This is a genomic window from Bacillus sp. EU55 (assembly GCF_038005925.1).
Classification (GTDB): Bacteria; Bacillota; Bacilli; order Bacillales; family Bacillaceae; genus Bacillus; species Bacillus velezensis.
Genome location: NZ_JBBOUE010000001.1, coordinates 305,220 through 328,980, shown reverse-complemented (window position 1 = coordinate 328,980; position 23,761 = coordinate 305,220). Strand labels below are relative to the sequence as shown.

General features: G+C 47.1%; 18 protein-coding genes. 8 read left to right on the top strand and 10 right to left on the bottom strand.

The genetic code is table 11. From position 1 onward, the window contains the following. Positions 1–181 precede the first annotated feature (181 nt). The 5 genes from nirB to cobA all read left to right on the top strand — a co-directional run bounded on the left by nirB (position 182) and on the right by cobA (position 9,018). Complete coding sequence (gene nirB / locus NYE50_RS01725; protein WP_159353759.1) at positions 182–2,509, top strand: nitrite reductase large subunit NirB; 2,328 nt, start codon at positions 182–184, stop codon at positions 2,507–2,509. Continuing rightward, positions 2,502–4,634: an assimilatory nitrate reductase catalytic subunit NasC gene (nasC, locus tag NYE50_RS01720; protein WP_224988775.1), complete on the top strand. Its 2,133-nt coding sequence runs from the start codon at positions 2,502–2,504 to the stop codon at positions 4,632–4,634. Before nirB ends, nasC begins: the two co-directional genes overlap by 8 nt. A 119-nt stretch (positions 4,635–4,753) precedes the next feature. Next, positions 4,754–7,171, top strand: a complete 2,418-nt coding sequence (gene nasD, locus NYE50_RS01715) for an NADPH-nitrite reductase (protein WP_021494197.1) — start codon at positions 4,754–4,756, stop codon at positions 7,169–7,171. Positions 7,172–7,191: 20 nt separating this feature from the next. After that, entirely contained in the window at positions 7,192–7,512 is a 321-nt protein-coding gene (gene nirD / locus NYE50_RS01710; RefSeq protein ID WP_007409365.1) for a nitrite reductase small subunit NirD, read from the top strand. 66 nt (positions 7,513–7,578) lie between these two features. Then, the gene (cobA, locus tag NYE50_RS01705) at positions 7,579–9,018 is read left to right on the top strand and encodes a uroporphyrinogen-III C-methyltransferase (protein ID WP_224988776.1); all 1,440 of its coding nucleotides are present in this window, start codon (positions 7,579–7,581) and stop codon (positions 9,016–9,018) included. A 55-nt stretch (positions 9,019–9,073) separates the two neighbouring features. Here the strand turns inward: cobA and NYE50_RS01700 are convergent, their stop codons facing one another. The 9 genes from NYE50_RS01700 to NYE50_RS01660 form a co-directional block, all read right to left on the bottom strand. Continuing rightward, complete coding sequence (locus tag NYE50_RS01700) at positions 9,074–10,084, bottom strand: NAD(P)/FAD-dependent oxidoreductase (protein ID WP_224988777.1); 1,011 nt, start codon at positions 10,082–10,084, stop codon at positions 9,074–9,076. Positions 10,085–10,282: 198 nt separating this feature from the next. Then, the gene (locus NYE50_RS01695; RefSeq protein ID WP_021494194.1) at positions 10,283–11,518 is read right to left on the bottom strand and encodes a PucR family transcriptional regulator; all 1,236 of its coding nucleotides are present in this window, start codon (positions 11,516–11,518) and stop codon (positions 10,283–10,285) included. A 157-nt stretch (positions 11,519–11,675) separates the two neighbouring features. After that, on the bottom strand, positions 11,676–13,130 hold the full coding sequence (putP, locus tag NYE50_RS01690) for a sodium/proline symporter PutP (protein ID WP_023356697.1): 1,455 nt from the start codon (positions 13,128–13,130) through the stop codon (positions 11,676–11,678). 91 nt (positions 13,131–13,221) lie between these two features. Beyond that, complete coding sequence (pruA, locus tag NYE50_RS01685) at positions 13,222–14,769, bottom strand: L-glutamate gamma-semialdehyde dehydrogenase (RefSeq protein ID WP_224988778.1); 1,548 nt, start codon at positions 14,767–14,769, stop codon at positions 13,222–13,224. 17 nt (positions 14,770–14,786) lie between these two features. After that, complete coding sequence (locus NYE50_RS01680) at positions 14,787–15,698, bottom strand: proline dehydrogenase family protein (protein ID WP_159354690.1); 912 nt, start codon at positions 15,696–15,698, stop codon at positions 14,787–14,789. Positions 15,699–15,885: 187 nt separating this feature from the next. Then, positions 15,886–16,671, bottom strand: a complete 786-nt coding sequence (locus tag NYE50_RS01675) for a nucleotidyltransferase domain-containing protein (protein ID WP_159353753.1) — start codon at positions 16,669–16,671, stop codon at positions 15,886–15,888. 65 nt (positions 16,672–16,736) lie between these two features. Then, complete coding sequence (cah, locus tag NYE50_RS01670) at positions 16,737–17,693, bottom strand: cephalosporin C deacetylase (protein WP_095061466.1); 957 nt, start codon at positions 17,691–17,693, stop codon at positions 16,737–16,739. A 140-nt stretch (positions 17,694–17,833) separates the two neighbouring features. Further along, on the bottom strand, positions 17,834–18,394 hold the full coding sequence (locus NYE50_RS01665; RefSeq protein WP_003156609.1) for a shikimate kinase: 561 nt from the start codon (positions 18,392–18,394) through the stop codon (positions 17,834–17,836). 125 nt (positions 18,395–18,519) lie between these two features. Beyond that, positions 18,520–19,830 (bottom strand): MFS transporter, encoded by a 1,311-nt coding sequence (locus tag NYE50_RS01660; protein WP_127070165.1) that lies wholly within the window; start codon positions 19,828–19,830, stop codon positions 18,520–18,522. Positions 19,831–20,049: 219 nt separating this feature from the next. Here NYE50_RS01660 and NYE50_RS01655 point away from each other — a divergent pair, with 219 nt between their 5' ends. The 3 genes from NYE50_RS01655 to NYE50_RS01645 all read left to right on the top strand — a co-directional run bounded on the left by NYE50_RS01655 (position 20,050) and on the right by NYE50_RS01645 (position 21,950). Then, the gene (locus NYE50_RS01655) at positions 20,050–20,838 is read left to right on the top strand and encodes a sugar phosphate isomerase/epimerase family protein (RefSeq protein ID WP_224988779.1); all 789 of its coding nucleotides are present in this window, start codon (positions 20,050–20,052) and stop codon (positions 20,836–20,838) included. A 54-nt stretch (positions 20,839–20,892) separates the two neighbouring features. Beyond that, positions 20,893–21,486 (top strand): tunicamycin resistance ATP-binding TmrB, encoded by a 594-nt coding sequence (gene tmrB / locus NYE50_RS01650; RefSeq protein WP_224988783.1) that lies wholly within the window; start codon positions 20,893–20,895, stop codon positions 21,484–21,486. A gap of 179 nt (positions 21,487–21,665) precedes the next feature. Beyond that, positions 21,666–21,950, top strand: coding sequence for an antimicrobial peptide LCI (locus NYE50_RS01645; protein ID WP_007409062.1), 285 nt, complete (start codon positions 21,666–21,668; stop codon positions 21,948–21,950). Between the two features lie 117 nt (positions 21,951–22,067). Here NYE50_RS01645 and NYE50_RS01640 read toward each other — a convergent pair whose 3' ends face one another. Beyond that, positions 22,068–23,636, bottom strand: a complete 1,569-nt coding sequence (locus NYE50_RS01640) for an IS1182 family transposase (protein WP_340762868.1) — start codon at positions 23,634–23,636, stop codon at positions 22,068–22,070. Positions 23,637–23,761: the final 125 nt, after the last annotated feature.

The following is a 23,761-nucleotide window of genomic DNA, read 5'->3' as shown; positions in this document are numbered from 1 at the left end:
AACATTCTCCTTTCCGGTCTTCTATCATTTCAAATTGCTGAATCAAGAATATATGACCGGCATTCACCGGAAAAGACATGTGTAAGATAATGCGACACATTTAATGCGTTAATCAGGCAATGTGCCATAATTTCTCATAGAGAAGCAAAACTTACAGGCAGCTGCAAAGGAGGTTTGGCGAATGAAGAAACAACGATTAATTGCAGCAGGGAACGGAATGGCCGGAATCCGCTGTATTGAACACATTTTAAAGATGAACCGTGACATGTTTGAGATTGTTATTTTCGGAACCGAGCCTCATCCCAATTACAATCGCATTCTCTTATCCTCCGTTTTACAAGGTGAGGTGTCGCTTGATGACATTACGCTGAATAGCCGCGAATGGTACGAAAAAAACGGAATTACGCTTTACACGGGAGAAACGGTTGTACACATTGATACAGAACGGCAGGTTGTCACAACGGATCGGAAGCGCAGCATGACTTACGATCATTTCATCGCGGCAACTGGCTCCACTCCTTATATTCTCCCCATACCCGGAGCAGAGAAAGAAGGCGTCTGCGGCTTTCGGACAATAGAAGACTGCCAATCCCTTATCAATGCGGCCGGCCGGTATCAAAAGGCGGCGGTCATCGGCGCCGGTTTATTAGGTCTTGAAGCGGCCGTCGGCTTACGGCAGCTCGGCATGGACGTCAGCGTCATTCACCACTCTTCCGCCATTATGCAAAAACAGCTTGATCAAACGGCATCCCATCTGCTGCAGAAAGAACTGGAGCGAAAAGGCTTAGTCTTTCTTTTAGAGAAAGACACGGCATCCATTACAGGAAACTCACGGGCGGAAGGCATCCGTTTCAAAGACGGTTCTTCCATAGAAGCAGACCTGATTGTCATGGCCGCCGGTGTGAGGCCCAATATCCGATTCGCTGCATCTGCCGGACTTTCAGTGAACCGAGGAATCATCGTCAATCAATTCATGCAGACGAACAAACCGAATGTGTATGCCGTCGGTGAATGCGCGGAGCATGACGGGATTGTATACGGATTGGCTGCACCGCTTTATGAACAGGGAAAAGTGCTCGCACAGCATCTATGCGGCGTTCCGTGTGAAGGGTTTCAAGGCTTTGCACAATCTGCGGCCTTAAAAATAGCCGGTATTGATGTATGGTCGGCAGGAAAGGTGCACGAGGATGAGCACACAGCCGGCATATTGTTCCATGATGAGCATGGAGGCATCTACAAAAAAGCGCTCTTTGAGGACGATAAACCGGCCGGCTTTATTTTATTCGGGGACACGCGCGGTAAACAGCGGCTTCTCGACAGTCTTGTGAAGCAAAGGGACATTTCCATCGTGAAAAAACAGCTCATGGAACCCGATCAAGGCGGTATATCCTTTGAATCCATGCCACCCCATGAAACCATTTGCCAATGCAGCTCAGTGACCAAGGGCTCCATTGAAGAAGCGGTGAACAAATATGGCTTAAAAACCGCGGAGGAAGTGAAGCACATGACAAAAGCGTCCGGGTCTTGCGGGGGATGCAGGCCGCTCGTCGAAGACTTGCTGAAGTATATGGTAAGCGATGATTACACAAAACCTTCCCGCCAGCCTTCGTTTTGCGGCTGCACCGATTTGACGGAAGAAGAAGTCATCGCCGAACTTCGGCGCCGTCCATTCACTGATACCGCCGAGGTGATGGAAGTGATCGGCTGGAAAACAGAAAACGGCTGCCGCATTTGTATTCCGGCGCTTCACTACTACCTGGAAAGGATGCGGCCTGATTTTATGCAGTTCAATGAAATATCGGCAGAAGAGACATGCACCCTGATTCCGCAAATGTACGGCGGACTGACAAGTGCGGGAGAGCTCAAAAACATCGCAAACGTCATTGAAACATACGGCATCCCCGGCGTTTCAATTACTGACAGTCACCGGCTGAAGCTTTCCGGAATCAGGCCAAATGACCTTGCAAGCATCAGAAAAGCACTGAACATGCCGGTTTTCTCCCCCCGGCACCGCTGGACGATTCAAATCAAAGCATGTACGTGCGGACAGCATCGCTCCTTTCAAGAGCTGGCAAGCAGGATTGAACGAGATACCGACATGCTTGCCGTCCCCGCTTATGTATCCGTCAGCTTGTCATGTGAAAACAATTGCACCGATGTTTACATTCAGGATATCGGCGCGCTTCAGACACAAACTTGCTGGGAAATTTATATCGGGGGCGTCCGCGGAAAACAAGCCCGCGCCGGCAGCCTTTTTTGTGTGACGAATAACGAAGACAGTACCGCCGCTATGATGAAAGGCCTTATTCAATATTATCGCGAAACGGCTCACTACAACGAAGCGATTTATCAATGGGTTGACAGACTCGGCCTCGTCCATATCAGAGAAATGCTGTTTGAAGAAGATATGCGGACACAGCTTCTGAAAAATCTCCGTTCAGACATATCCCTGCTTCAAAACCTGTCTGCCGGGAAAACGCCATACGAAAGGATGAAGCTTTTTGACTGAACCGATGCTCCGTTATTTCCGTGACAAACTGCAAGATGTCCAATCGGAAAAAACATATGAGACGCAATGCCCGTTCTGCAGCATGCAATGCAAAATGCAGCTTACGGAACAAACCTTCGCGGCACGGAAGAAATACACTGCAATCGGCATTGATAATCCGACGACACATGGCCGTTTATGTACAAAAGGCATGAATGCCCATCAGCATGCCGTGCACTCTTCCCGCATTACACGCCCCCTGCTTAAAAAAAACGGTGAATTTGTGCCTGTCTCTTGGGCTGAAGCACTGAATCGCATAAAGGAACAAATCAATCTGATCCAAACCGAACACGGCAATGATGCGATGGCCGTCTATGGGAGCGCCTCAATTACAAATGAAGAAGCCTATCTGCTTGGAAAGTTCGCACGGGTCGGCTTACAGACGAAATACATCGATTACAACGGGCGGCTCTGTATGTCTGCCGCAGCAACGGCGGCCGGCCAGACATTCGGCGCGGACAGGGGCCTGACGAATCCATTATCGGACATTCCGCATACACGTGTCATCATCCTGGCAGGCACCAATATCGCGGAATGCCAGCCGACGATCATGCCGTATTTTGATAAAGCGAAAGAAAACGGGGCTTACATTATCGCCATTGATCCCCGGGAAACGGCGACGACCAAAATAGCCGATCTTCACCTGAAAATCAAGCCCGGCACAGACGCCGCCCTGGCAAACGGACTCGTCAAAATCTGCATTGACGAACAGCTTACAGACAAAGACTTTATCCGCACACGCTCAAACGGATTCAATAAGCTCAAACGGCATACCGACGCTTTGGATCTGAAAGAGATTTCCGAGCAGACAAGTGTGCCTTTGGAGCATATGCGAAAGGCCGCCGTGAAGTTTGCCAAGGAAACATCCGGCATGCTGTTTACAGCGCGGGGGATCGAACAGCAGACTGACGGTACCGCGGCGGTGAAAGCTTTCTTAAATATGGTGCTGATCACCGGAAAAATCGGCAAGCCCTTCTCAGGTTACGGGGCGATTACCGGTCAAGGCAACGGACAAGGCGCGAGAGAACACGGCCAAAAAGCGGATCAGCTTCCGGGCTACCGTTCTATCGAAATTGAAGAACACCGGGCGCATATTGCGAAGGTGTGGGGGATTCATCAGGATGAGCTGCCGCGAAAAGGTGTCTCAGCCTATGAAATGATAGAAAAAATAGATAACGGCGACATCAAAGGACTGTTTCTCATGTGTTCCAATCCGGCTGTTTCCGGCCCAAATGCGAATTTCGTCAAGCAGGCAATCAAGAAACTGAGATTTTTTGTCGCAGTTGACTTATTTATTTCTGAGACCGCGGCATTCGCAGATGTGATTTTACCCGCCTCCTCTTATTTGGAAGACGAAGGCACGATGACAAATGCAGAAGGCCGCGTGACATTAAGAGAAGCGAGCCGGTCATGTCCCGGCGAAGCGAAGCATGATTGGCAGATCATTTGTGATCTCGCATCCGCTCTCGGCAAGGGCCGCTACTTTTCTTATACGTCAGCGGAGGATATTTTTAATGAATTGAGAGAAGCGAGCCGAGGCGGGATTGCCGATTATTCAGGCATCTCATACGACAGGCTCAGACGTGAAGGCGGCATTCATTGGCCGTGTCCGGAATCTGATCATCCCGGAACTGGGCGCTTGTTTACAGAATCATTTGCTCATCCGGATCAAAAAGCGGCATTAAGTGTGATTCCAAACGAACCACCTGTTCCAAAAGAGAAGCCGAGCGCCGCCTATCCGCTTTATTTAACGACAGGCAGAGTCATGTCTCACTACTTAACAGGCGTCCAAACAAGAAAAAGCTCTGCCTTGGCTGCAAGACATTTCGAATCCTTTGTGGAAATCCACCCAAAAACGGCGGCCGACTATCATATCGAAGACCGTGTTCTCGTGAAGATAGAATCCCCCCGGGGCAGCATCACGGTGCGGAGCAGATGGTCGGAGAACGTACGAAAAGACACATTGTTTGTCCCCATCCATTGGTCTGACACGCAAAACGTCAACGATTTAATTGGTGAAGCCTTGGACCCGGACTGTAAAATGCCCGGTTTTAAGATGTGCGCGGTACGAATCAGCCCTATATAATTTTTCATAAAATTTTTAGATTTTTTAGTATTTTTTGTTACATTTCATAACATGCATCTTAAATATTTGTTTTTGCTGTGCTACGCTAAAAAAAACAAAGATAAGGAGCGGATCATCTGATGGGAAAAAAACAGCTAGTCCTTGTTGGAAATGGAATGGCCGGGGTAAGAGCGATTGAAGAAATACTGCGTGTTTCAAAAGACGAATTTGAGATTACAATATTCGGGGCCGAACCTCATCCCAACTATAACCGAATCCTTCTGTCAAAAGTGCTGCAAGGCGATACCGACATTCAAGACATTACGTTAAACGATTGGAACTGGTACAAAGAAAACAACATTCAGCTGTATACCGGTGAAACAGTCATCAAAGTCGACACGGAAAACAAAACCCTCATCACCGATGCAGACAGAATCCAGCCTTACGATGAACTCATCCTGGCGACAGGCTCTGTCCCTTTTATCCTTCCGATTCCGGGCGCAGACAAACAAGGTGTCACGGCATTCCGGGACATAAAAGATACAGACACGATGCTCGCCGCGTCAAAACAATATAAAAAAGCAGCCGTCATCGGCGGAGGACTGCTGGGTTTGGAAGCCGCACGCGGACTGCTGAATCTCGGAATGGACGTGTCTGTCATCCACCTCGCCCCATTCCTGATGGAGCGCCAGCTTGACGCAGCGGCGGGACGCCTGCTGCAAAACGAATTAGAAAAACAAGGCATGACCTTTTTCCTTGAAAAGCAAACCGAAGAAATTCTCGGTACTGACCGTGTCGAAGGCGTACGCTTCAAAGACGGCACAAGCATCGAAGCTGACCTGGTCGTCATGGCGGTCGGCATCCGCCCGAATACACAGCTTGGCACAGAAAGCGGCATTCCGGTAAACCGTGGAATCATTGTTAATGATTATATGCAGACTGACATTCCGCACATTTACGCGGTCGGTGAATGTGCCGAGCACCGCGGAATCGCATACGGTCTTGTGGCGCCGCTCTATGAACAGGCGAAAGTGCTGGCCAAACATATTTGCGGCATTGAAACAAAACCGTATGAAGGCTCCGTTCTCTCCACTCAATTAAAGGTATCAGGCGTCGAAGTCTTCTCTGCCGGTGACTTTAACGAATCAGAGGACAAAAAAGCGATTAAAGTGTTCGATGAGCAGGACGGCATTTATAAAAAAATCGTCCTGAGGGGCAATCAAATTGTCGGCGCTGTTTTGTTCGGAGACAGCAGCGAGGGCAGCCGCCTGTTTTCAATGATTCAAAAAGAAGCCGATATCTCTGAAACCTCCAAAATATCAATCTTACAGCCTCTTGATCAGGAAGCAGGCGCAAGCATGACCGCGGCGATGAGCGACGATGAAATCATCTGCGGATGCAACGGCGTTTCAAAAGGCGCGATTATTCAAGCCATTCAGGAAAAAGGCTGCACATCAACGGACGAAATCAAAGCATGCACCGGGGCATCCCGTTCCTGCGGAGGCTGTAAACCGCTCGTGGAAGACATTCTTCAATATACACTGGGCTCAGAATTTGACGCGTCCGCGCAAAAAGAAGCGATTTGCGGCTGCACCTCACTGTCGAGAGATGAAGTCGTAGAAGAAATCAAAGCCAAAGGGCTGTCCCATACAAGAGAAATCATGAACGTGCTCGGCTGGAAAACGCCGGAGGGCTGCTCCAAATGCCGTCCTGCCCTCAACTACTACTTAGGCATGATTAATCCGGCTACATACGAGGATGACAGAACATCCCGTTTTGTGAACGAACGGATGCACGCCAATATTCAAAAAGACGGAACATACTCAGTCGTGCCCCGTATGTACGGCGGCGTGACCAACTCTCAGGATCTCCGCAAGATCGCCGATGTCGTCGACAAATATGAGATCCCGCTCGTTAAAATGACCGGCGGCCAGCGAATTGATCTCATCGGCGTCAAAAAAGAAGACCTGCCGAAAGTATGGGCCGAGCTTGATATGCCGTCAGGCTACGCGTACGGAAAAACACTCCGCACGGTAAAAACGTGCGTAGGCGAACAATTCTGCCGCTTCGGCACGCAAGACTCCATGGCACTGGGCATTGCGCTTGAGAAAACATTCGAAGGGCTCAATACGCCTCATAAGGTTAAAATGGCCGTGTCCGCCTGCCCTCGGAACTGTGCGGAATCAGGCATTAAGGACCTTGGCGTTGTCGGCATCGACGGAGGCTGGGAGCTTTATGTCGGCGGAAACGGCGGAACCCATTTGCGCGCCGGTGATTTGCTGATGAAAGTAAAAACGAATGAAGAAGTCTTAGAATATGCGGGTGCTTACCTTCAGTACTACAGAGAAACGGCAAACTATCTGGAGCGGACATCCGCATGGCTTGAGCGCGTCGGTTTATCTCATGTCCAATCCGTATTAAACGATCCGGAAAAACGGCAGGAGCTCAACGACAGAATGAATGAAACACTCTCTGTCCACAAAGATCCGTGGCAATACTTCCTTAAAGATAAAAAAGCATCTAAAGATCTATTCGAAAATGTCGTCACGACTTCATAAAACAGTAAGGGGGAACGGACATGGTTAATAAAGATATGACAAAGGTTTGCATAGGCAAAGTAAACGAATTACCGGAGGAGTTAGGAAAAACCGTATATATAGAAGATAAAGAGCTTGCCGTATTTAAGCTTTCTGACGGGAGCGTCCGCGCCGTCGAAAACCGCTGTCCCCATAAAGGGGGCGTCCTGGCTGAAGGCATCGTCAGCGGAGAATACGTCTTCTGCCCGATGCATGACTGGAAAATCTCCTTAGAAGACGGAAAAGTCCAAGAGCCGGATCATGGCTGTGTCAAAACATACGAAACACTGATTGAAGGAGAGAATGTATACCTCCTGTATTGAGCAAAGACCGGATCACTTTTTCAAGTGGTCCTTCATTTTTTAAATTGCTGAAGGGATGACGCCATCATGAAAAACGGAATCGTATATTTTGTCGGTGCCGGCCCAGGAGACCCGGGGCTGATCACCGTAAAAGGAAAACAGGCTCTGGAGAAAGCGGATATTATTTTGTATGACCGGCTCGCAAACCCAAAGTTTCTTGAATATGCCTCACCGGACTGCCGGTTCATTTATTGCGGAAAGCTGCCCGACCGCCATTTTATGAAACAGTCTGAGATAAATGCCCTGCTGATTGAAAAAGCGGCGGAGGGCTGCACCGTCGTCCGCTTGAAAGGCGGAGACCCAAGTGTGTTCGGCAGAGTCGGCGAAGAAGCAGAGGCGCTTCATCAGCACGGCATCCGCTGCGAAATGGTGCCCGGCATCACCTCGGGAATCGCAGCGCCGCTGTATGCGGGAGTCCCCGTCACCCATCGTGATTTCGCTTCGTCCTTCGCGATGATCACCGCTCATGATACATCATTGCAAGGCAGGCCGAATCTCGACTGGGAAGGGCTTGCCCGAAGCGTTCAAACGCTTGTGTTTTACATGGGCGTTAAAAATCTGTCATTTATATGCCGGCAGCTTACGGAGTACGGAAAATCCCCTTCCGTTCCCGTACTCGTCATTCAATGGGGGACGTGGGGGCGGCAGCGGAGCGTTAAAGGAACGCTTCAGGATATCCATGAAAAAGTTCAAAGCCAAAACATCACCAACCCTGCCATTATCGTCATCGGTGATATTGTCAATTTTCAAACACACAGCTGGTTTGAAAGCAAACCGTTCATCGGGCGGCATATCATGGTTGTCACTCATGGCGATGAAGAACATACATTGACAGACAAGCTGCGCGAGTATGGCGCCGATGTTATTGAATGGCCGAAGCGGATCGTTAAAAAAATGACCGCAAACGAAAACATCCTGAAACAGATCAGCACCTTTGAACAACTATTTTTCACATCGCGCCTTGCGGTATGCGAATTCTTTGACACACTGGCTTTCAAGCAGATCGACATCCGCCGGGTGACCGCAAGCCTGAATGCAGCAACTGAGGCCGCAAAGACGGAACTGACAAAACGGGGCTTTCTCCCATCCGAATGTCAACATGATTCTCCGCATTCACTCATTGTAGGAAGCCGTCAAGCAGCAGAAAACTTGTCAGACTCAAAATCATGCCCGCTTTATATCACCCATGAACATATCGCAGATGAGCGGTTCACTTCCATGATCGAACGCACGATCAGTGAGTCTCCTCTGCAAATGATTATCTGTACGGGCAAAGAATCCGCTCAGCATTTGATCAGCGCCGGAAAACAAATCGGCATATCACCGGATCCGTCGGCAAACCGCCCTCCCGTCATCTGCATGGGCGAAGACGTCCCCGCCGGCTGCGGGTTTACCGCTGTGAAAAACCAGGAGCAGTTATTTGCGTTTATACGAAATGAAATGAAAGACATGCTCGTTCACAGCTGATACGCCGGAATGCTTTTCTGACCCCCGAGGCTCAACATCGGGGGTCAGCCCTTTTTTATTGTGTCACCAATTTTTTATGGTGAGTCGAATACATCGCCATCTGATCCGCCTGCGGGTCCAAATAGGCTTTGGCGCTGTTCACGGCGGTCGGCCCCTCCGTGAAACCGCCTGCAATCAATCTGAGCTTGCTTTCATAATGGGCGGCGTCACCGGCGACAAACACGCCCGGAAGATTCGTCCGCATATGTCTGTCAGCTTTAATCCTGCCTTCTTCTATCTCAAGCCCCCAGTCCTTCATCGGACCGAGATCAATTTTAAACCCGTGGTTGATAATGAGCTCATCAAGCTTGATGTCTTCAGAAAGTCCGGACTCAGTTTGGCAAATGGTGACGCTCTCGATTCGTTCTCCGGTGCCGTTGAGATGCTTCAGACGATACGGCGCAAGCACCCGCACGGAAGACCGCTTCATTTTCGCCACGCTGCTTTCCAAACCGCCGAACTCCTCCCTGCGGTGCAAGACGGTAACAGACGCCGCAATCGGTTCCAGCTCATTCGCCCAGTCAACCGCGGTATCTCCCCCTCCGGAAATCACGACATGCTTCCCCTGAAACGCATCAAGCTTCTCCACCTTATAATGAAGGTTCTTTCCCGAATAACGGCTCCCATCCGCGCTGTCAAGTTCATTGACCTCAAGCGTCCCCATGCCGACGGCCAAAATCACCGTGCGTGTATAGTGCTTTTCCCCTTCGGAACTTTCCAGCACAATGGTTCCGTCATCCAGCCGTTCAAATCCGGTCACCCGCTGATTCAACACGATATCCGGCTCAAATGTCGCAGCCTGTTCCTTCAGCTGCTTAATCAGCTGTTCCCCGGCAATCCCGGGTATTCCGCCGATATCACGGATGATTTTTTTAGGGAAAAACATAGACACCTTCCCCCCGAGCCGCGGTAAAAACTCGATCACTTTCGTTTTCAGCTCGCGCATCCCGCAATAAAAAGCCGCAAACAGGCCGATCGGGCCTCCGCCTATAATCGTGACGTCGTACACCTCATGATTTTCCGCCATCGTTGTGCCTCCCGTTTATATCTATACTTCATAAATTTTTAATTGAGAATCAATATCAATGAAAGTATAACACATATTGAGGAGCAGTGTTTATTCATTTCTCATCTTGCGGGAAAGGAGTGATTCAGAAGTGAGGTTCTGAGATTGATAAGCGGGAAGGTATTAAAACTGAAACCAGTACGGCGACTGGTTTCTTTTTTATCTCTTTTTCATCAGCATAATATCGAGATACAGCTGGCACCTTGTCCTGAAGTCGTTTAAATTAATTGATGTCATGTCAAGAATCTGTTTGATACGGTAGTTCAATGTGTTTTGATGAATAAAAAGCTGTTCTGCGGCTGGTTTTGTTTTGCAGTTATTGAGGAGATAGATTTCTAACGTTTTCAGCAGTTCTGTACTGCTTTCTCTGTCTTTGGCTTTTAATAACGCTAAATCATTGTTTACATATTCCAGTGAGGCGTTTTTTTCTTCGATGCTTTCAAGATAGCGGTAAATCCCGAGCTTACTGTATTCGTACGGGATATTTTCCTGGTTTCCGGTAATTTCGGCGGCCTTTATGACTTCAAGGGCCTCTATATAACTTTTGCCGAGCTTCAGGATGCTGCTGTATTCATTGCCGATTCCGATATAGATGGGAGTGGGGATCTTCTGAAAGTGAAAATGAGTCAGCAGTTTGTGGATGAATTCAGATGCTGCCGAAGTGCCGGAGCTTTTTTGCGAGAAGCTTGCGACGACGATGACAATATTGGAATCAATGGTTAAGACGTGACTGACTTTATCCCGCAAATTCAAGTACGATTTGATGTTTTCCTTCACATCTTCGACTGCCTCCCCATCCCCATTTGCGGCGTGCAGGACGACTACTGAAAAAACCGACGGCAGCACGGCGTTCATCTTTTCCGCTTCCCGCCTGAACTCCTTTTCAGAGGAGAATTGCTGAAAGATCGCCCGTTTCACCAGGTCTTCCGCTCTCTCTTCTTTTTCCTGTTTCAGCCGGTTCGTTTTATAGATGATTTTTCCGACATGGAATGAAGTTTCATATAAAAAATCGAGCTCCTCGTCCGTCAAGTTTCGGTCGAGCTCCTGAATCCAGATGTAGCCCATCACTTCCCCTTTATGTTTTGCGCTTACAACCACTCTCTGATTCAGTCCGATACTGTCTATTTTTTCGACACGGAACGGTTCAGGAACGGTTTTCAGCTTTTCGATCACCCCGTCCTTCAGAAACCTTTCAAAAATCTGCACGGGGCATTTTTTTGAAAATATCGTCTGCTGGTTGGCGGAGTCGAAGTGATTAATGTAATAAGAATTATAGGCAAGCAAAAAGAAATCCGCGCTTTCCAGAATAACGGGCTTCTGCAATTCATAACTGATGAAATCAATTAATTTATCAATGTCCGTAAATGAAAAAACTCTCTCTAAAAGCTCTTCCATACCTATTTCTCCTATGCTCTTTTTATCTTTATCATACTCTGCGGGGTGACTTTTTGTATAGAAAAAAATTCACATATTCCCAAAACGGAATGATCCGAAAGCCTGTATCGTGAAAAGAGGAAAAAGGGCGGTCCCTTCTTCCTCTCGTTCCTTGCTTTTATTGAGAAAGTGTATCACGGTACTCATGAAACTGATCTGTGACATCTTTTGACGGAGCCTGTGTCAATAAGCTGACGACAAATACAGCGGCAAGGCTTACAGCAAAGCCCGGAATGATTTCGTACAAAAAGTCTGAAAGACCGGCATTCGCCCAAATGATTACGGTAATCGCTCCCGCAATCATGCCGGCGAGTGCCCCCCATTTCGTCATCCGTTTCCAAAATAAACTGAGCAGTACGACCGGCCCGAATGACGCGCCGAATCCCGCCCATGCATAGCTGACAAGACCAAGTATCGTGTTGTTTTTCTCCCAGGCGAGCACCAAAGCGATGATTGACACCGCAAGCACTGCCATTCTCCCCAGAAATACGAGTTCCTTATCAGAAGCCGAACGCCTGAACATGGACTTATACAAATCCTCTACTAAAGAACTGGACGTAACGAGCAGCTGAGACGAAATCGTACTCATAATTGCCGCTAAAATCGCAGAAATGAGAAATCCCGTAATAATCGGGTGGAACAGAATGTTGCCGAGCTGAATAAAAATGGTTTCCGGATCAGCCAGCTTCAGTCCGTGCTGGTGGTAATACGCGATTCCCGCAAGACCCGTAAACAGCGCGCCTAGTGCAGACAAAATCATCCATCCCATTCCGATCCGTCTGGCGCGTTTGATTTCTTTCACAGATGTGATCGCCATAAAGCGCACAATAATATGCGGCTGCCCGAAATAGCCGAGCCCCCACGCAAATAAAGAAATAATGCCAAGGACGGTCGTCCCTTTGAACATGTTAAACAGTTCCGGGTTGACTGAACGGATATCGGCAACGGTTTCTCCCGGGCCGCCCGTATGGAAAATCGTCACAATCGGCACAAGAATAAGCGCCGCAAACATAATGATCCCTTGGACAAAGTCCGTCCAGCTTACCGCCAAAAAGCCCCCGAACAAGGTGTAGGCGACAACGACGCCTGTCACGACCCACAGCCCCGTGTGGTAATTCAACCCTAAAATGCTGTTGAATAAGACGCCTCCTGAGACCATGCCGGATGATACGTAAAATGTGAAAAAGACGAGAATGACAAGACCCGAAAACAGTCTGAGAAGCTTCGTATGATCACCGAAACGGTTTTCAAGGAAACCCGGAATGGTGATGGAATTCCCCGCTTTTTCGGTATACGTTCTCAGTCTCGGCGCCACGAAAAGCCAGTTCGCCCACGCCCCGAGCACAAGCCCGAGCACAATCCAAGCGCCGCTTAATCCTGTCGAGAACATAGCACCCGGAAGCCCCATCAAGAGCCACCCGCTCATATCCGCCGCTCCCGCGCTGAGCGCTGTGACGGCAGGGCCTAAAGAACGCCCCCCGAGCATGTAATCCGTCAGATTTGACGTCCGTCTGTAGGCGAAATAACCGATAAACAGCATGCCCGCCATATAAATACAAATGGAAATAATCAACTGAATGTTTGCTATGGCATTTCCTCCTCCGCTTTATATGTTTATGGTGAAATGGACACCCCCCGCGAGGAGGATGTCCATTCAGTCCCTCTTAAAACATTTCACTGATTGTTTTCGCCTGCATGTGGAGGGCCAAATAATCCGGGCCGCCCGCTTTTGAATCAGTGCCGGACATTTTGAAGCCTCCGAACGGATGGTAGCCGACAATCGCTCCCGTACAATTGCGGTTGAAGTACAGGTTGCCGACATGGAATTCCTGTTTCGCCCGTTCAATATGTTTGCGGTTGTTTGTAATGACCGCGCCTGTCAGACCATATTCAGTATTATTTGCCACTTCTAAAGCTTCATCAAAGTTTGACACTTTAGAAAATGCCACGACAGGCCCGAAAATTTCTTCCTGCATGAGTCTGGCTTTCGGATCAAGGTCAGCGAAGATCGTCGGCTTAATAAAGTAGCCTTTTGAATCATCTCCGGTGCCGCCGCTTACTAAACGGCCTTCTTCTTTTCCGATTTCAATGTAGCTCATGATCTTGTCGTAAGAACCTTGGTCGATGACAGGTCCCATATACACGTCAGCGCTGTCAGGGCTTGCCGTCACTTTTGATTCAGTGATTTCGATGACGCGCTCTAATACTTGATCATACACTTTTTCATGGACAACTGCACGTGAACCTGCAGAACATTTTTGTCCCGCGAAGCCGAATGCTGATGTAAAGATGGATTGAGCCGCCAATTCAATGTCCGCATCTTCATCAACGACAACTGTATCTTTACCGCCCATTTCTGCAATGACGCGTTTCAGATGCTGCTGTCCCGGCTGCACTTTCGCCGCACGTTCGAAAATTCTCGTACCGACTTCACGTGATCCCGTAAACGTAATGATGCTTGTTTTCGGGTGATCGACGAGGTAGTCTCCCACTTCCGCTCCGCTTCCCGGCACAAAGTTGACAACGCCCTTCGGAAGACCTGATTCCTCAAGCACTTCTACGAATTTCGCCGCGATGACCGGTGTCGCGCTTGCCGGTTTAAGAACGACCGTGTTGCCCGTTACGATCGGTGCCACCGTCGTTCCCGCCATAATCGCAAAGAGGAAGTTCCATGGGGGAATGACGACCGTTACGCCGGTCGGTGTGTAGACATATTGGTTCTTCTCGCCTTCGCGGCTGTTGACCGGCTTGCCTTTTGCCAATTCAACCATTTGGCGCGCGTAGTATTCCATAAAGTCGATGGCTTCCGCCGTATCCGCATCAGCTTCGTTCCAAGGTTTTCCCGCTTCCTTGACGAGCAGGGCGGAGAATTCGTGCTTTCTGCGGCGGACTTTGGCAGCTGCGCGGAACAAAACGGCCGCTCTTTCTTCAGGGGAGGTGTATCTCCACTCTTCGAACGCTTTCGCAGCTGCTTCAATCGCTTGCTCAGCGTGCTCCTGGGACGCCTTTGACACTTTTCCGACGACTTCTTCTTTATCAGCCGGATTGATTGAAACGATTTTCGCTTCCGTCTCTACCTTTTCACCGTTGATGACGAGCGGATAATCTTTTCTCAGATACTCATTTACCGTCGCAAGCGCTTTCTTAAATTCTTCAACGTTCGATTGATCTTGGAAATTCGTGAATGGTTCGTGTTTATAAGGTGTAGTCATTGTCATCTCTCCCTTTTTTACTTCTTAGTCATCCCTTTAAAGGCGAATGCGATGTTTGAGGGGCGTTCGGCGAGCCGTCTCATGAAATAGCCGTACCAGTCATCCCCGTAAGGCAGGTAGACTCTCATGCGGTATCCTTCTTCCACCAAGCTGAGCTGGGTTTGCGAGCGCATGCCGTACAGCATCTGAAACTCAAAACGGTCGTTTGGAATGCCGTGCTCTTTGGCAAGCTGTTTTGTAAACTCGATCATTTTGTCATCATGCGTGGCAACTGCCGTATAATGTCCTTCTAAAAGCTGTTTGCGGATGAGTCTTTTATAATTTTCATCGACGTCGCTTTTTTCAGGATAGGCCACCTTTTCCGATTCTTTATAGGCCCCTTTGACAAGCCGCAGAAACGGATTCAGCGGGCTGAGGTCATCAAGATCCTTCTCCGTTCTGTATAGATAAGCCTGCACCACGGTGCTAACATATTCATACCGGCTCCGGAAGTCTTTAAAGATATCCAGCGTCTTCTGGCATCTCGTTTCATCTTCCATGTCAATCGTCACCATGACTTTATGTTTTTCAGCCGTTTGGAGGATTTTCGTCATATTTTCATAGACGAGATCGAGATCTATATCAAGACCTAAAGACGTCATTTTTAATGACACTTGGGAATTCAGCTGTTCATCAGCGATTAAGGCGATGGTCTGCATGCACTCCTCGGTGCGTTCTTTCGCGACATCACCGCTGTTGACAAATTCCCCCAAATGATCGACAGTAACTGACAGCCCCTGGCTGTTCAAATGTCGGATTGTCGGGATAGAACTGCGGAAATCCATTCCTCCGATGATTTTGCCGGCTGCCACACGGCTTCCCCAGCTTCGCGCCATCTTATTGAGAAAGCTGCTCTTGGATAAAAATAAGAAAAAATCTCTTGTAATCACTTCCAACCTTAACACCCCGCAATCTAAGAAGTATTTGTATGAGTCTATTGTAAATGGACAAAACATCCTCTCACAATATTCTAAAAATACAAAGATTCTGATAAATTTTTGTGGTTTTACCACAATCAGCTTCTTAGATAGCAGGCGGATTATGCCGAAAAAAGGCGGACGGAAATGACGGCAATCGTCAATTTCCGCCTTTTTCCCCCCACGCCTCTTCGACGGTCTGAATCAATAGCCGATTCAGTTCCTCCGTTATGTCAGGTTTCGGCGTTTTGATCGTTTTGACATAGTGCCCGATGCGTTCTATTTCTTCTTCTATAAACGCATGAATCATCGTATTTCTCGGTTCCGGAGCCAGCTCCTGACCGCTTTTTTTCCTTGTAAGCAGTGTATTGATTTCAGAAATGAGCGCTTCATCCGTCAATAAGGCATCGGCCAGTACGGGAAATGACATCGGCGGTACGGAGCCGAACGTTTCAATCCATCTGCAGGCAAGGAGAGGACGCAGAACATAAAAATACTTTTTAATCTTCACTTCACTGCCCCGCAATTCCGTTTTTTCATTCCGTTTTGCCATATTGAGATAATGATAGATGCCGGCTTCAGGCGAAAAGGCGCGGATTTTCAGTTTTCGAAGCTTTTCAGCCGCTGAGAAAGCTTCATAATAGATCATCTCAGAAGAGAGCCATTCCAAAAGAGGCGGATTTGATTTTTTATAAAGCCTAAGCGCTTTTCTCAGTTCCCAGCCGCTGATGTCAAGCATGTCATGAATCGGCTCTTCTATGACATCCCTATGCGGTTCGATCGAAAAGTACCATTCTTTTTTCGGCACATAGAGAAACCGCACATCGTAGTCGCTGTCTCTTGACGGAAATCCCCATGCGCGGCTCCCTGATTCTACGGCGTAAAGCACCTTGACGCCGTGCTGTGCTTCAATTCGTTTTAATTCTTCGATGATCCTTTGTTCCATCTGTATCCGTCCTTTTCCGTGATCATTCCTGAAAAAAGCCCAATTACTTGGGCTTTTCGCTGCTGTCAGCCTTTCAGATGCGCTTTCAGAAAGGCCAGCTTTTCCGTATGGAAAGAAGGTATGTATTCATGTCCGAAATACCGGTAAACCTTCAATTCTTTTTCCGTTTCCAGATGATTGTAAGCGGCAAACACCGTCGACGGCGGGGTCACGCGGTCAATCAGCCCGATGGACATGAGCACCGGAACCTTTACGCGGTCCGCCAGATTCATGATATCAAAATAGGCCAGTGTACTCATCGCGGCCTTCTCCGTTTCAGGGCTGCCGTTCTTTCTGAAAAAGGAGTTAATCTCAAGATACGGCTCATCAAGAGCGACATCAATGGCCCGCTCAAAATTGCTTAAATAAGGATAATCGGCCGCAACCGCTCTCGGAATGTCAGATAGTGCCGCCGCGGCGATTGAAAGTCCGCCTCCCTGGCTCCCGCCGATGACGGCGATCCTCGTTTCATCCACTTCATCAAAGCCGCTGATGACTTCCAAAGCCCGGACGGCGTCTAAGTACACGCCTCGGTAATAATATGTATCTTTATCTAAAATCCCTTTCGTCATCCAGCCGGGAACGTGTCCGTGCGGTGAGACGCTTGTATCTGTGCTGCTGTGCTGACCGCGGACAAGCATGCCGAACGCGGCATATCCGTGAAGCGCCCAATTTACGATGTCATGTATATCCCCGTCATAGCTCGCGTTATAGCCGTGATATTTCACGATGGCCGGATGCGGTCCTTGCCGGTCGGGAACGGCGTACCATCCCTCAATTTCCGCCTTGCCGAAGCTTCGGTATGTCAGCCGGAATACTTTCACGCCGTCAGCCGGGTAGCTTTCAGCCTTCAATTCAGGCTTTGCCTCTTCCTTTGCAAGCTCATGTAATGATGATGCCCAAAAATCCGAAAAGTCATGAGGAGCGGTTTTATTTGGTTTATAGGTTTGCAGTTGGTCGAGCGGCAAGTCGTATAATTGCATATCCGATTATTCTCCTTTGTTTTATAAGATTTAATTTTCTGACTCTATCTTAACACGATTTTACACTCATTTTCTAAACATTTTAATAAACGTTTGTTTAAAAACAAAAAAGCCGTGCGCTCACAGCGTCACGGCTCTTTTTACATCGGCTGATACAGGTCCCAGCCGATTTTTAACGTTTCTACGATATAATCGGCGATTTCTTCTGGTTCCAGATTATCCGTCGCCACTTTTGAATTATGTTTATCATAGATGCTTTGGCGTTCGTTAAAGAGCTGCTGCATTTCATCCATGGAACGGTTATGCAGAACGGGACGGCTTTCAATCAGCAGATCAGCCCGCTGCTTCCAATTCTCCCATGATAAATCAAGATGGAGCACGAGGCAGTTTTCAAGGCAGCACTGTCTGATTTCCTCTTGTTTAAACGAACCGCCCCCAAGCGACACGATCTTGAATTTCGTATTGCGGCAGATATCTAATATATAGTCCTTTTCAGTCTGACGGAAAAAGGCTTCACCTTTTTTCTCAAACATTTCAGGGATGGACATATTGAAATCTTTCTCAATCTGCAGATCAATATCAATGAAGTCTCTGTATAATTTCTTAGCGACCAGCTGGCCGATTGTTGTCTTTCCGACACCCATGAATCCGATCAGTACGATATTTCTTTCTCTTACGGGAATGGCACGTTTTGCGTTCATCTTCGGCGAAATCCTCCTAAGAAATGAAAAAGTTATGTTTATTATATGATAACTCAATATTGAAATATAGAGATAATGCAATGAAAGAAAACCCATCCTTTATAAGAAGAGATGAGTTTTTCTTTCTATCGGAGCGTAATGCGTTCCACCTTTCCGACAATGAAAATATAAGAAAATGCCCCGATAAATGCGACAGCGCCGACAAACAGAATCGCTCCGTTATATGAACCGGTCGCAGAAACGATAAACCCGATGAGAAGCGGGGTGATAATGCCGGCCATATTGGCGAAAAAGCTAAAGACGCCCCCTGCCAATCCGATTGTTTCGCTTGGCGCGACCTCACTCAGCATCGTCCAGGATATATTGGACATGCCCTGCGCAAAAGAAGCAATGGACAAGATCGTCAAAACCGCGGGAGCAGAATCCGTAACATTCGCAAGCACGATGGAGCCTGTCAGCAGAAGACCGAGGATGACGGGCGTTTTCCGGGCAACGTTCACCGACACCCCCCGTTTCATCATGCCGTCAGACCAATACCCGCCGAACAATACGCCGAAAAAAGCGGCGATATACGGGATTGATGCGGCGAAGCCGACTTTTAAGAAAGCCATGTGCTTTGCCTCCGCCAGATAAGTCGGAAACCATGTCAAAAAGAAGAACAGCGTGGAGGCTACGGCGAATTGGCCGATATACAATCCGACAAGCTTGCGGTATTTTAGCAGCTGGACGAAATCCGCCCACGATATCCTGCCGGCTGCATCAGACACCTCAGTCAGTCCGCCGCCTTCTTTAATATAATCAAGCTCCTCACGATTCACTTTCCGATACCCGTTCGGCTCGTGATACATTTTAAACCAGAAAATGGAGAAAACAATTCCGAGCACCCCTGAGGAAATAAATACGGCGCGCCAGTCAAATGCCGTTAACACCCAGAATAAAACCGGTGTGGCAAACGCCAGCCCGACATATTCCCCCGCCGTATAAACACCCGTCGCAAAGGCGCGTTCCCTCCTTGGAAACCATGTCGTGACAATCCGGTTGTTTGCCGGAAACGCCGGCGATTCAGCTATGCCGATGAGCAGGCGGCAGCCGAATAGAAACCCGAAACTTGTCGCAAAAGCTTGTACTCCGGTAAAAACCGACCACACAAATAAAGAAATTCCGTATGTCCGTTTTGACCCGAATTTATCCAAAATGAGCCCGCCTGGAATCTGCATCCCCGTATAGGTCCAGCTGAACGCAGAAAAAACGATGCCCAAAAGCGCGGGGCTTAGGTTCAGCGAATGTTGAATGGATGGGCCGACAATAGATACACTGGCTCGGTCTATATAATTAATCGCAGTGATAAAAAACAAAAGAACCAATATCACATAACGAGCGCGAGTCGGTTTATTGCGGACGGGACTGAAGGCCCTCAGCTCCGTTTCTTTTTTCAATGGCTTCTCCCCCCTTACTCGAATGAAATTAATTGTACAACACTTCGGTTAATTATTTAATACTTTGACGCAAAAAAGCGTTAAACAATTTGTGTGCCGCACTGACCTGATGCAGACACACCCCGCTTATAAAAAAGTGTCTGCCCTTTTCACCTGTTTATCCGTATCGCACCCGGGGAAAAAGTACACATATGATAGACAGTTACGGGAGGATTACCGATGAAACTGAGTTTTTGCACAACAGGATTTAAGAAAAAGCATATTTTTGACATCATTTCTTTCGCGAAGGAGCACTCCTTTGAGGGAATCGAACTGTGGTACGGACACGCTAAACAATATATAGAGGAAATCGGCCCGCTCGACAGGCTTTATCAGCAGCTTCAGGAGGAAGGCATCGGGGTGCCTGCCGTCAGTTTGTACACTGACTTCGCCACTCAGGATGAAAGGCAGGCGTTAAAGGATGTTCAAAGGGCATTAAGCGCGGCACGACAGCTGCACAGTCCCTTGATCAGAGTCTTTGCCGGCAATCTTCCTTCGCACCGGACGTCACCGGAAAAGTGGCAACGTGCGGTTGATCAATTTCAGCAGGCGGCACGGCTCGCAGATGACTATGAAGTCAATATCGGGCTTGAGATTCATTACGATACGTACGCGGATACACCGGAGGCGGCGCTGGCATTTTTGGAGGATGTCGGACATCCGCGGGTCCGCACCATTTTTGACGGCTCCAACCTACACGTCAATCACGTTGACCAAATGTCCGCTTTGGAAAAACTGTATCATACCGTCAGCCACATTCATCTGAAAAACTATCACTGGAATTTTGACAACTGGTATCTCAGCAAGCCAACTCCGATTTTTCAAGGAGATCTCGATCAAAAAGCATTTTTAAAAGAGCTGATGAACAGACAATATGACGGTTTTGTTTCTCTTGAGTATTTTGGGGAACATGCCTTTACGCATATAAAGGAATCGCTCCGCGAATATACGTCTGTTTTTTCCCGCTGACTCTTCGATCGAAGGGTCTTTTTTTGTATCATATAGAAAAAGGGGGATATCATGATGATCATTTGGATAAATGGGGCTTTCGGTTCCGGAAAAACACAAACAGCGTTTGAACTGCACAGAAGACTGAAACCGTCTTACATATATGATCCTGAAAAGATGGGGTTTGCGATGCGTTCGATGATACCGCCGGATATCGCTGAAGATGACTTTCAAAGCTACCCTCTGTGGCGGGAATTCAATTACAGCATGCTTTCCTATTTGTCAGATACATATCAGGGCATCATCATTGTGCCCATGACCATTACGAACGATCAATACTTCCATGACATGATCAGCAGGCTGAGACAGGATGGCCGGACCATTCACCACTTTACCCTGCTGGCTTCAAAGGAAACATTGCTGAAACGCCTGCGTACCAGAGCGGAAGGAAAAAACTCCTGGGCCGCAAAACAAATCGACCGCTGCATCAACAGCCTGTCTGATAGCCTCTTCACAGAACATCTCCATACAGACCAAATGTCTATTCAGCAGGCCGCAGAAACGATCGCTGCCCAAGCAAATCTGCCTCTTGAGCCTGATTCGAGAGGCAGCCTTCGAAGATTCAACGACAGATTGATGGTGAAGCTGAATCATATCCGTATCAAATAAAAAAACGTTTTGAAAACATGTCCCTGATCCATGCAAATGGATCAATAAATAAAAAGCCCCTCTGAAGGGATGTTTTTTCAAATGAAGAAAAAAATTTTAGAAACATAGGAGGGATTTTATGGATAATCATCTAATTATTAACATTGCAATACATTTCATTTGAAATGGGAGTGCTCGAAATGAAATTCAAAAAAGTGTTAACCGGTTCTGCGCTGTCTCTTGCCTTACTGATGTCTGCCGCTCCTGCCTTTGCCGCATCACCAACAGCATCCGCATCCGCGGAAAATAGCCCAATCTCAACGAAAGCAGATGCCGGCATTAATGCCATCAAACTCGTTCAAAGCCCTAACGGCAACTTCGCTGCTTCTTTCGTTTTAGATGGGACAAAATGGATTTTCAAAAGCAAATACTACGACAGCAGCAAAGGGTATTGGGTAGGGATTTATGAAAGTGTAGATAAATAAAAATGAGATAAACAAAAAGTGGCTGGGACAAAACTAGCTTCAAATAATGAGAAAGGTGAATTTGGGGGTACTCAAATTCATCTTTCTTTATTTTTATGTATAAATTCTTCTATTACCTTAGAAGTTGGCAGTGAATTTTCTTAAATTCACTGCCATTAATGCGAGACCCATTTCGTTTGCTACCTTCGATTTTCCTCGTACAGAAAATCGAGTGAAACGCAAATTAGCCTTCAAGAATCCAAAAACTGGTTCCACATCGGTTTTACGTTTTCGATAGATGGCACTCGTTTTCTCTTCTGAAAGCTTCGCTCTCACATATTCTTTTTGCTGTTCCCATTTTTTGTTCACCATTAGTTTTCGATTGTTTCCTTCTTTTGCCTTGGTACATGATGAACGGAATGGGCATCCTGAACAGTCTTCGCACTCGTAGACTTTGAAACTCCTTTGGAAACCTGTAGCGTCCGTTCGGACAGAATGATATTGAAATTCTAAACGTTTCTGATTAGGGCACGTATATGTATCGGTTTCTTGATCATATACCCAGTTATCAGGATTAAATGTATTTTGTTTGTACTTTTTCTTTTGTTCCTTCAAAAACATGTTATATGTTATCAGTGCTTCTCGGTTTCTGTTTGAGAGAATATCACTAAAGTTTTGTTCACTACCATAACCTGCATCTGCAACTATATGTTTCGGTAACTCGAAATAATGTTGCTCGATCTCATCTAAAAATGGAATTAACGTACGTGTATCTGTTGGGTTTGGAAATAGACTATAAGCAAGCGCATATTGACCTTCCGTTGCGATTTGTACATTGTAACCAGCTTTCAATTGCCCGTTTTTCATATAATCATCTTTCATTCGCATAAATGTCGCATCTAGATCTGTTTTAGAATAGCTATTACGTGGTCCAAAGATTTTAAGATCCTGTTGGTACTTCCGTTTTCTTAGGATAAAATCAATCAACTGTTTACGCACTTGTTTCGGGTATTTTCGTTCCCTTCGTAAGGCTTTTCGTTCCGTAACGTCTGAAGATGCTTCTATTTGTTTATCATATTCGGTCACTACTTCGTCTACTTTTTGAACCATTTGAGTGAGCTCTCCAAATGATAGCTGTTCATCACTTTCCCGTTCCATTTGGGGTATGATTTCGTTCTCAAGCAACTCATTGTACAACTGGTTTGACTTATCAATTAAACGCTGATGAAATTTCTCAATCGCTTTCTTCCAGACAAACGTAAATTTATTCGCATTCGCTTCAATCTTTGTACCATCGATAAATATCGCTTCTTGATCGATCAGTTTTTCTTCAATCAATTGGCAGCGAAATTGGATGAAACATTGACGGATTAAATCTTTCACTACTGGTTGAACACGAAATCGGTTAATTGTACGGTAGCTTGGTTCATACCCTTGAGCTAACCACATCATACGGATACTGTCTTTTAATAGGGCCTCTATTTTACGCCCTGAAAAGACAGATTGAGTGTAGGCACATAGAATAATTTTAAGCATCATGCGTGGATGATAGGCAGGACAACCTTCATTTCGAAGAAATGGTTCAAACGCTTCTTGAGGGATACTTTCCACTAAATGATGGACATGGTAGGCAATATCATTATTTTGTAACTTTACTTCTAAATCTAAAGGCAAAACGATTTGATTCATGGTATAATCTTTAAACATAAGGACACTTCTTTCTGATTAGATTTTGTATGGTAACTTAATTTTATCAGAAGTTGTCCTTATTTTTTATTGTAAAATAATCAAAAACGGTGAAAGTTTACTCGTCGTAAAATTTCACCGTTTTT

Excerpts from the sequence above, each read along its gene's own strand:
- pruA (WP_224988778.1), bottom strand. The coding sequence starts at position 14,769 with ATGACTACACCTTATAAACACGAACCATTCACGAATTTCCAAGATCAA.
- NYE50_RS01665 (WP_003156609.1), bottom strand. The coding sequence starts at position 18,394 with ATGAACGCAAAACGTGCCATTCCCGTAAGAGAAAGAAATATCGTACTG.
- cobA (WP_224988776.1), top strand. The coding sequence starts at position 7,579 with ATGAAAAACGGAATCGTATATTTTGTCGGTGCCGGCCCAGGAGACCCG.
- NYE50_RS01640 (WP_340762868.1), bottom strand. The coding sequence starts at position 23,636 with ATGTTTAAAGATTATACCATGAATCAAATCGTTTTGCCTTTAGATTTA.
- nirD (WP_007409365.1), top strand. The coding sequence starts at position 7,192 with ATGGTTAATAAAGATATGACAAAGGTTTGCATAGGCAAAGTAAACGAA.
- tmrB (WP_224988783.1), top strand. The coding sequence starts at position 20,893 with ATGATCATTTGGATAAATGGGGCTTTCGGTTCCGGAAAAACACAAACA.
- NYE50_RS01700 (WP_224988777.1), bottom strand. The coding sequence starts at position 10,084 with ATGGCGGAAAATCATGAGGTGTACGACGTCACGATTATAGGCGGAGGC.
- cah (WP_095061466.1), bottom strand. The coding sequence starts at position 17,693 with ATGCAATTATACGACTTGCCGCTCGACCAACTGCAAACCTATAAACCA.
- NYE50_RS01645 (WP_007409062.1), top strand. The coding sequence starts at position 21,666 with ATGAAATTCAAAAAAGTGTTAACCGGTTCTGCGCTGTCTCTTGCCTTA.
- NYE50_RS01695 (WP_021494194.1), bottom strand. The coding sequence starts at position 11,518 with ATGGAAGAGCTTTTAGAGAGAGTTTTTTCATTTACGGACATTGATAAA.
- NYE50_RS01675 (WP_159353753.1), bottom strand. The coding sequence starts at position 16,671 with ATGGAACAAAGGATCATCGAAGAATTAAAACGAATTGAAGCACAGCAC.
- nirB (WP_159353759.1), top strand. The coding sequence starts at position 182 with ATGAAGAAACAACGATTAATTGCAGCAGGGAACGGAATGGCCGGAATC.
- nasD (WP_021494197.1), top strand. The coding sequence starts at position 4,754 with ATGGGAAAAAAACAGCTAGTCCTTGTTGGAAATGGAATGGCCGGGGTA.
- NYE50_RS01655 (WP_224988779.1), top strand. The coding sequence starts at position 20,050 with ATGAAACTGAGTTTTTGCACAACAGGATTTAAGAAAAAGCATATTTTT.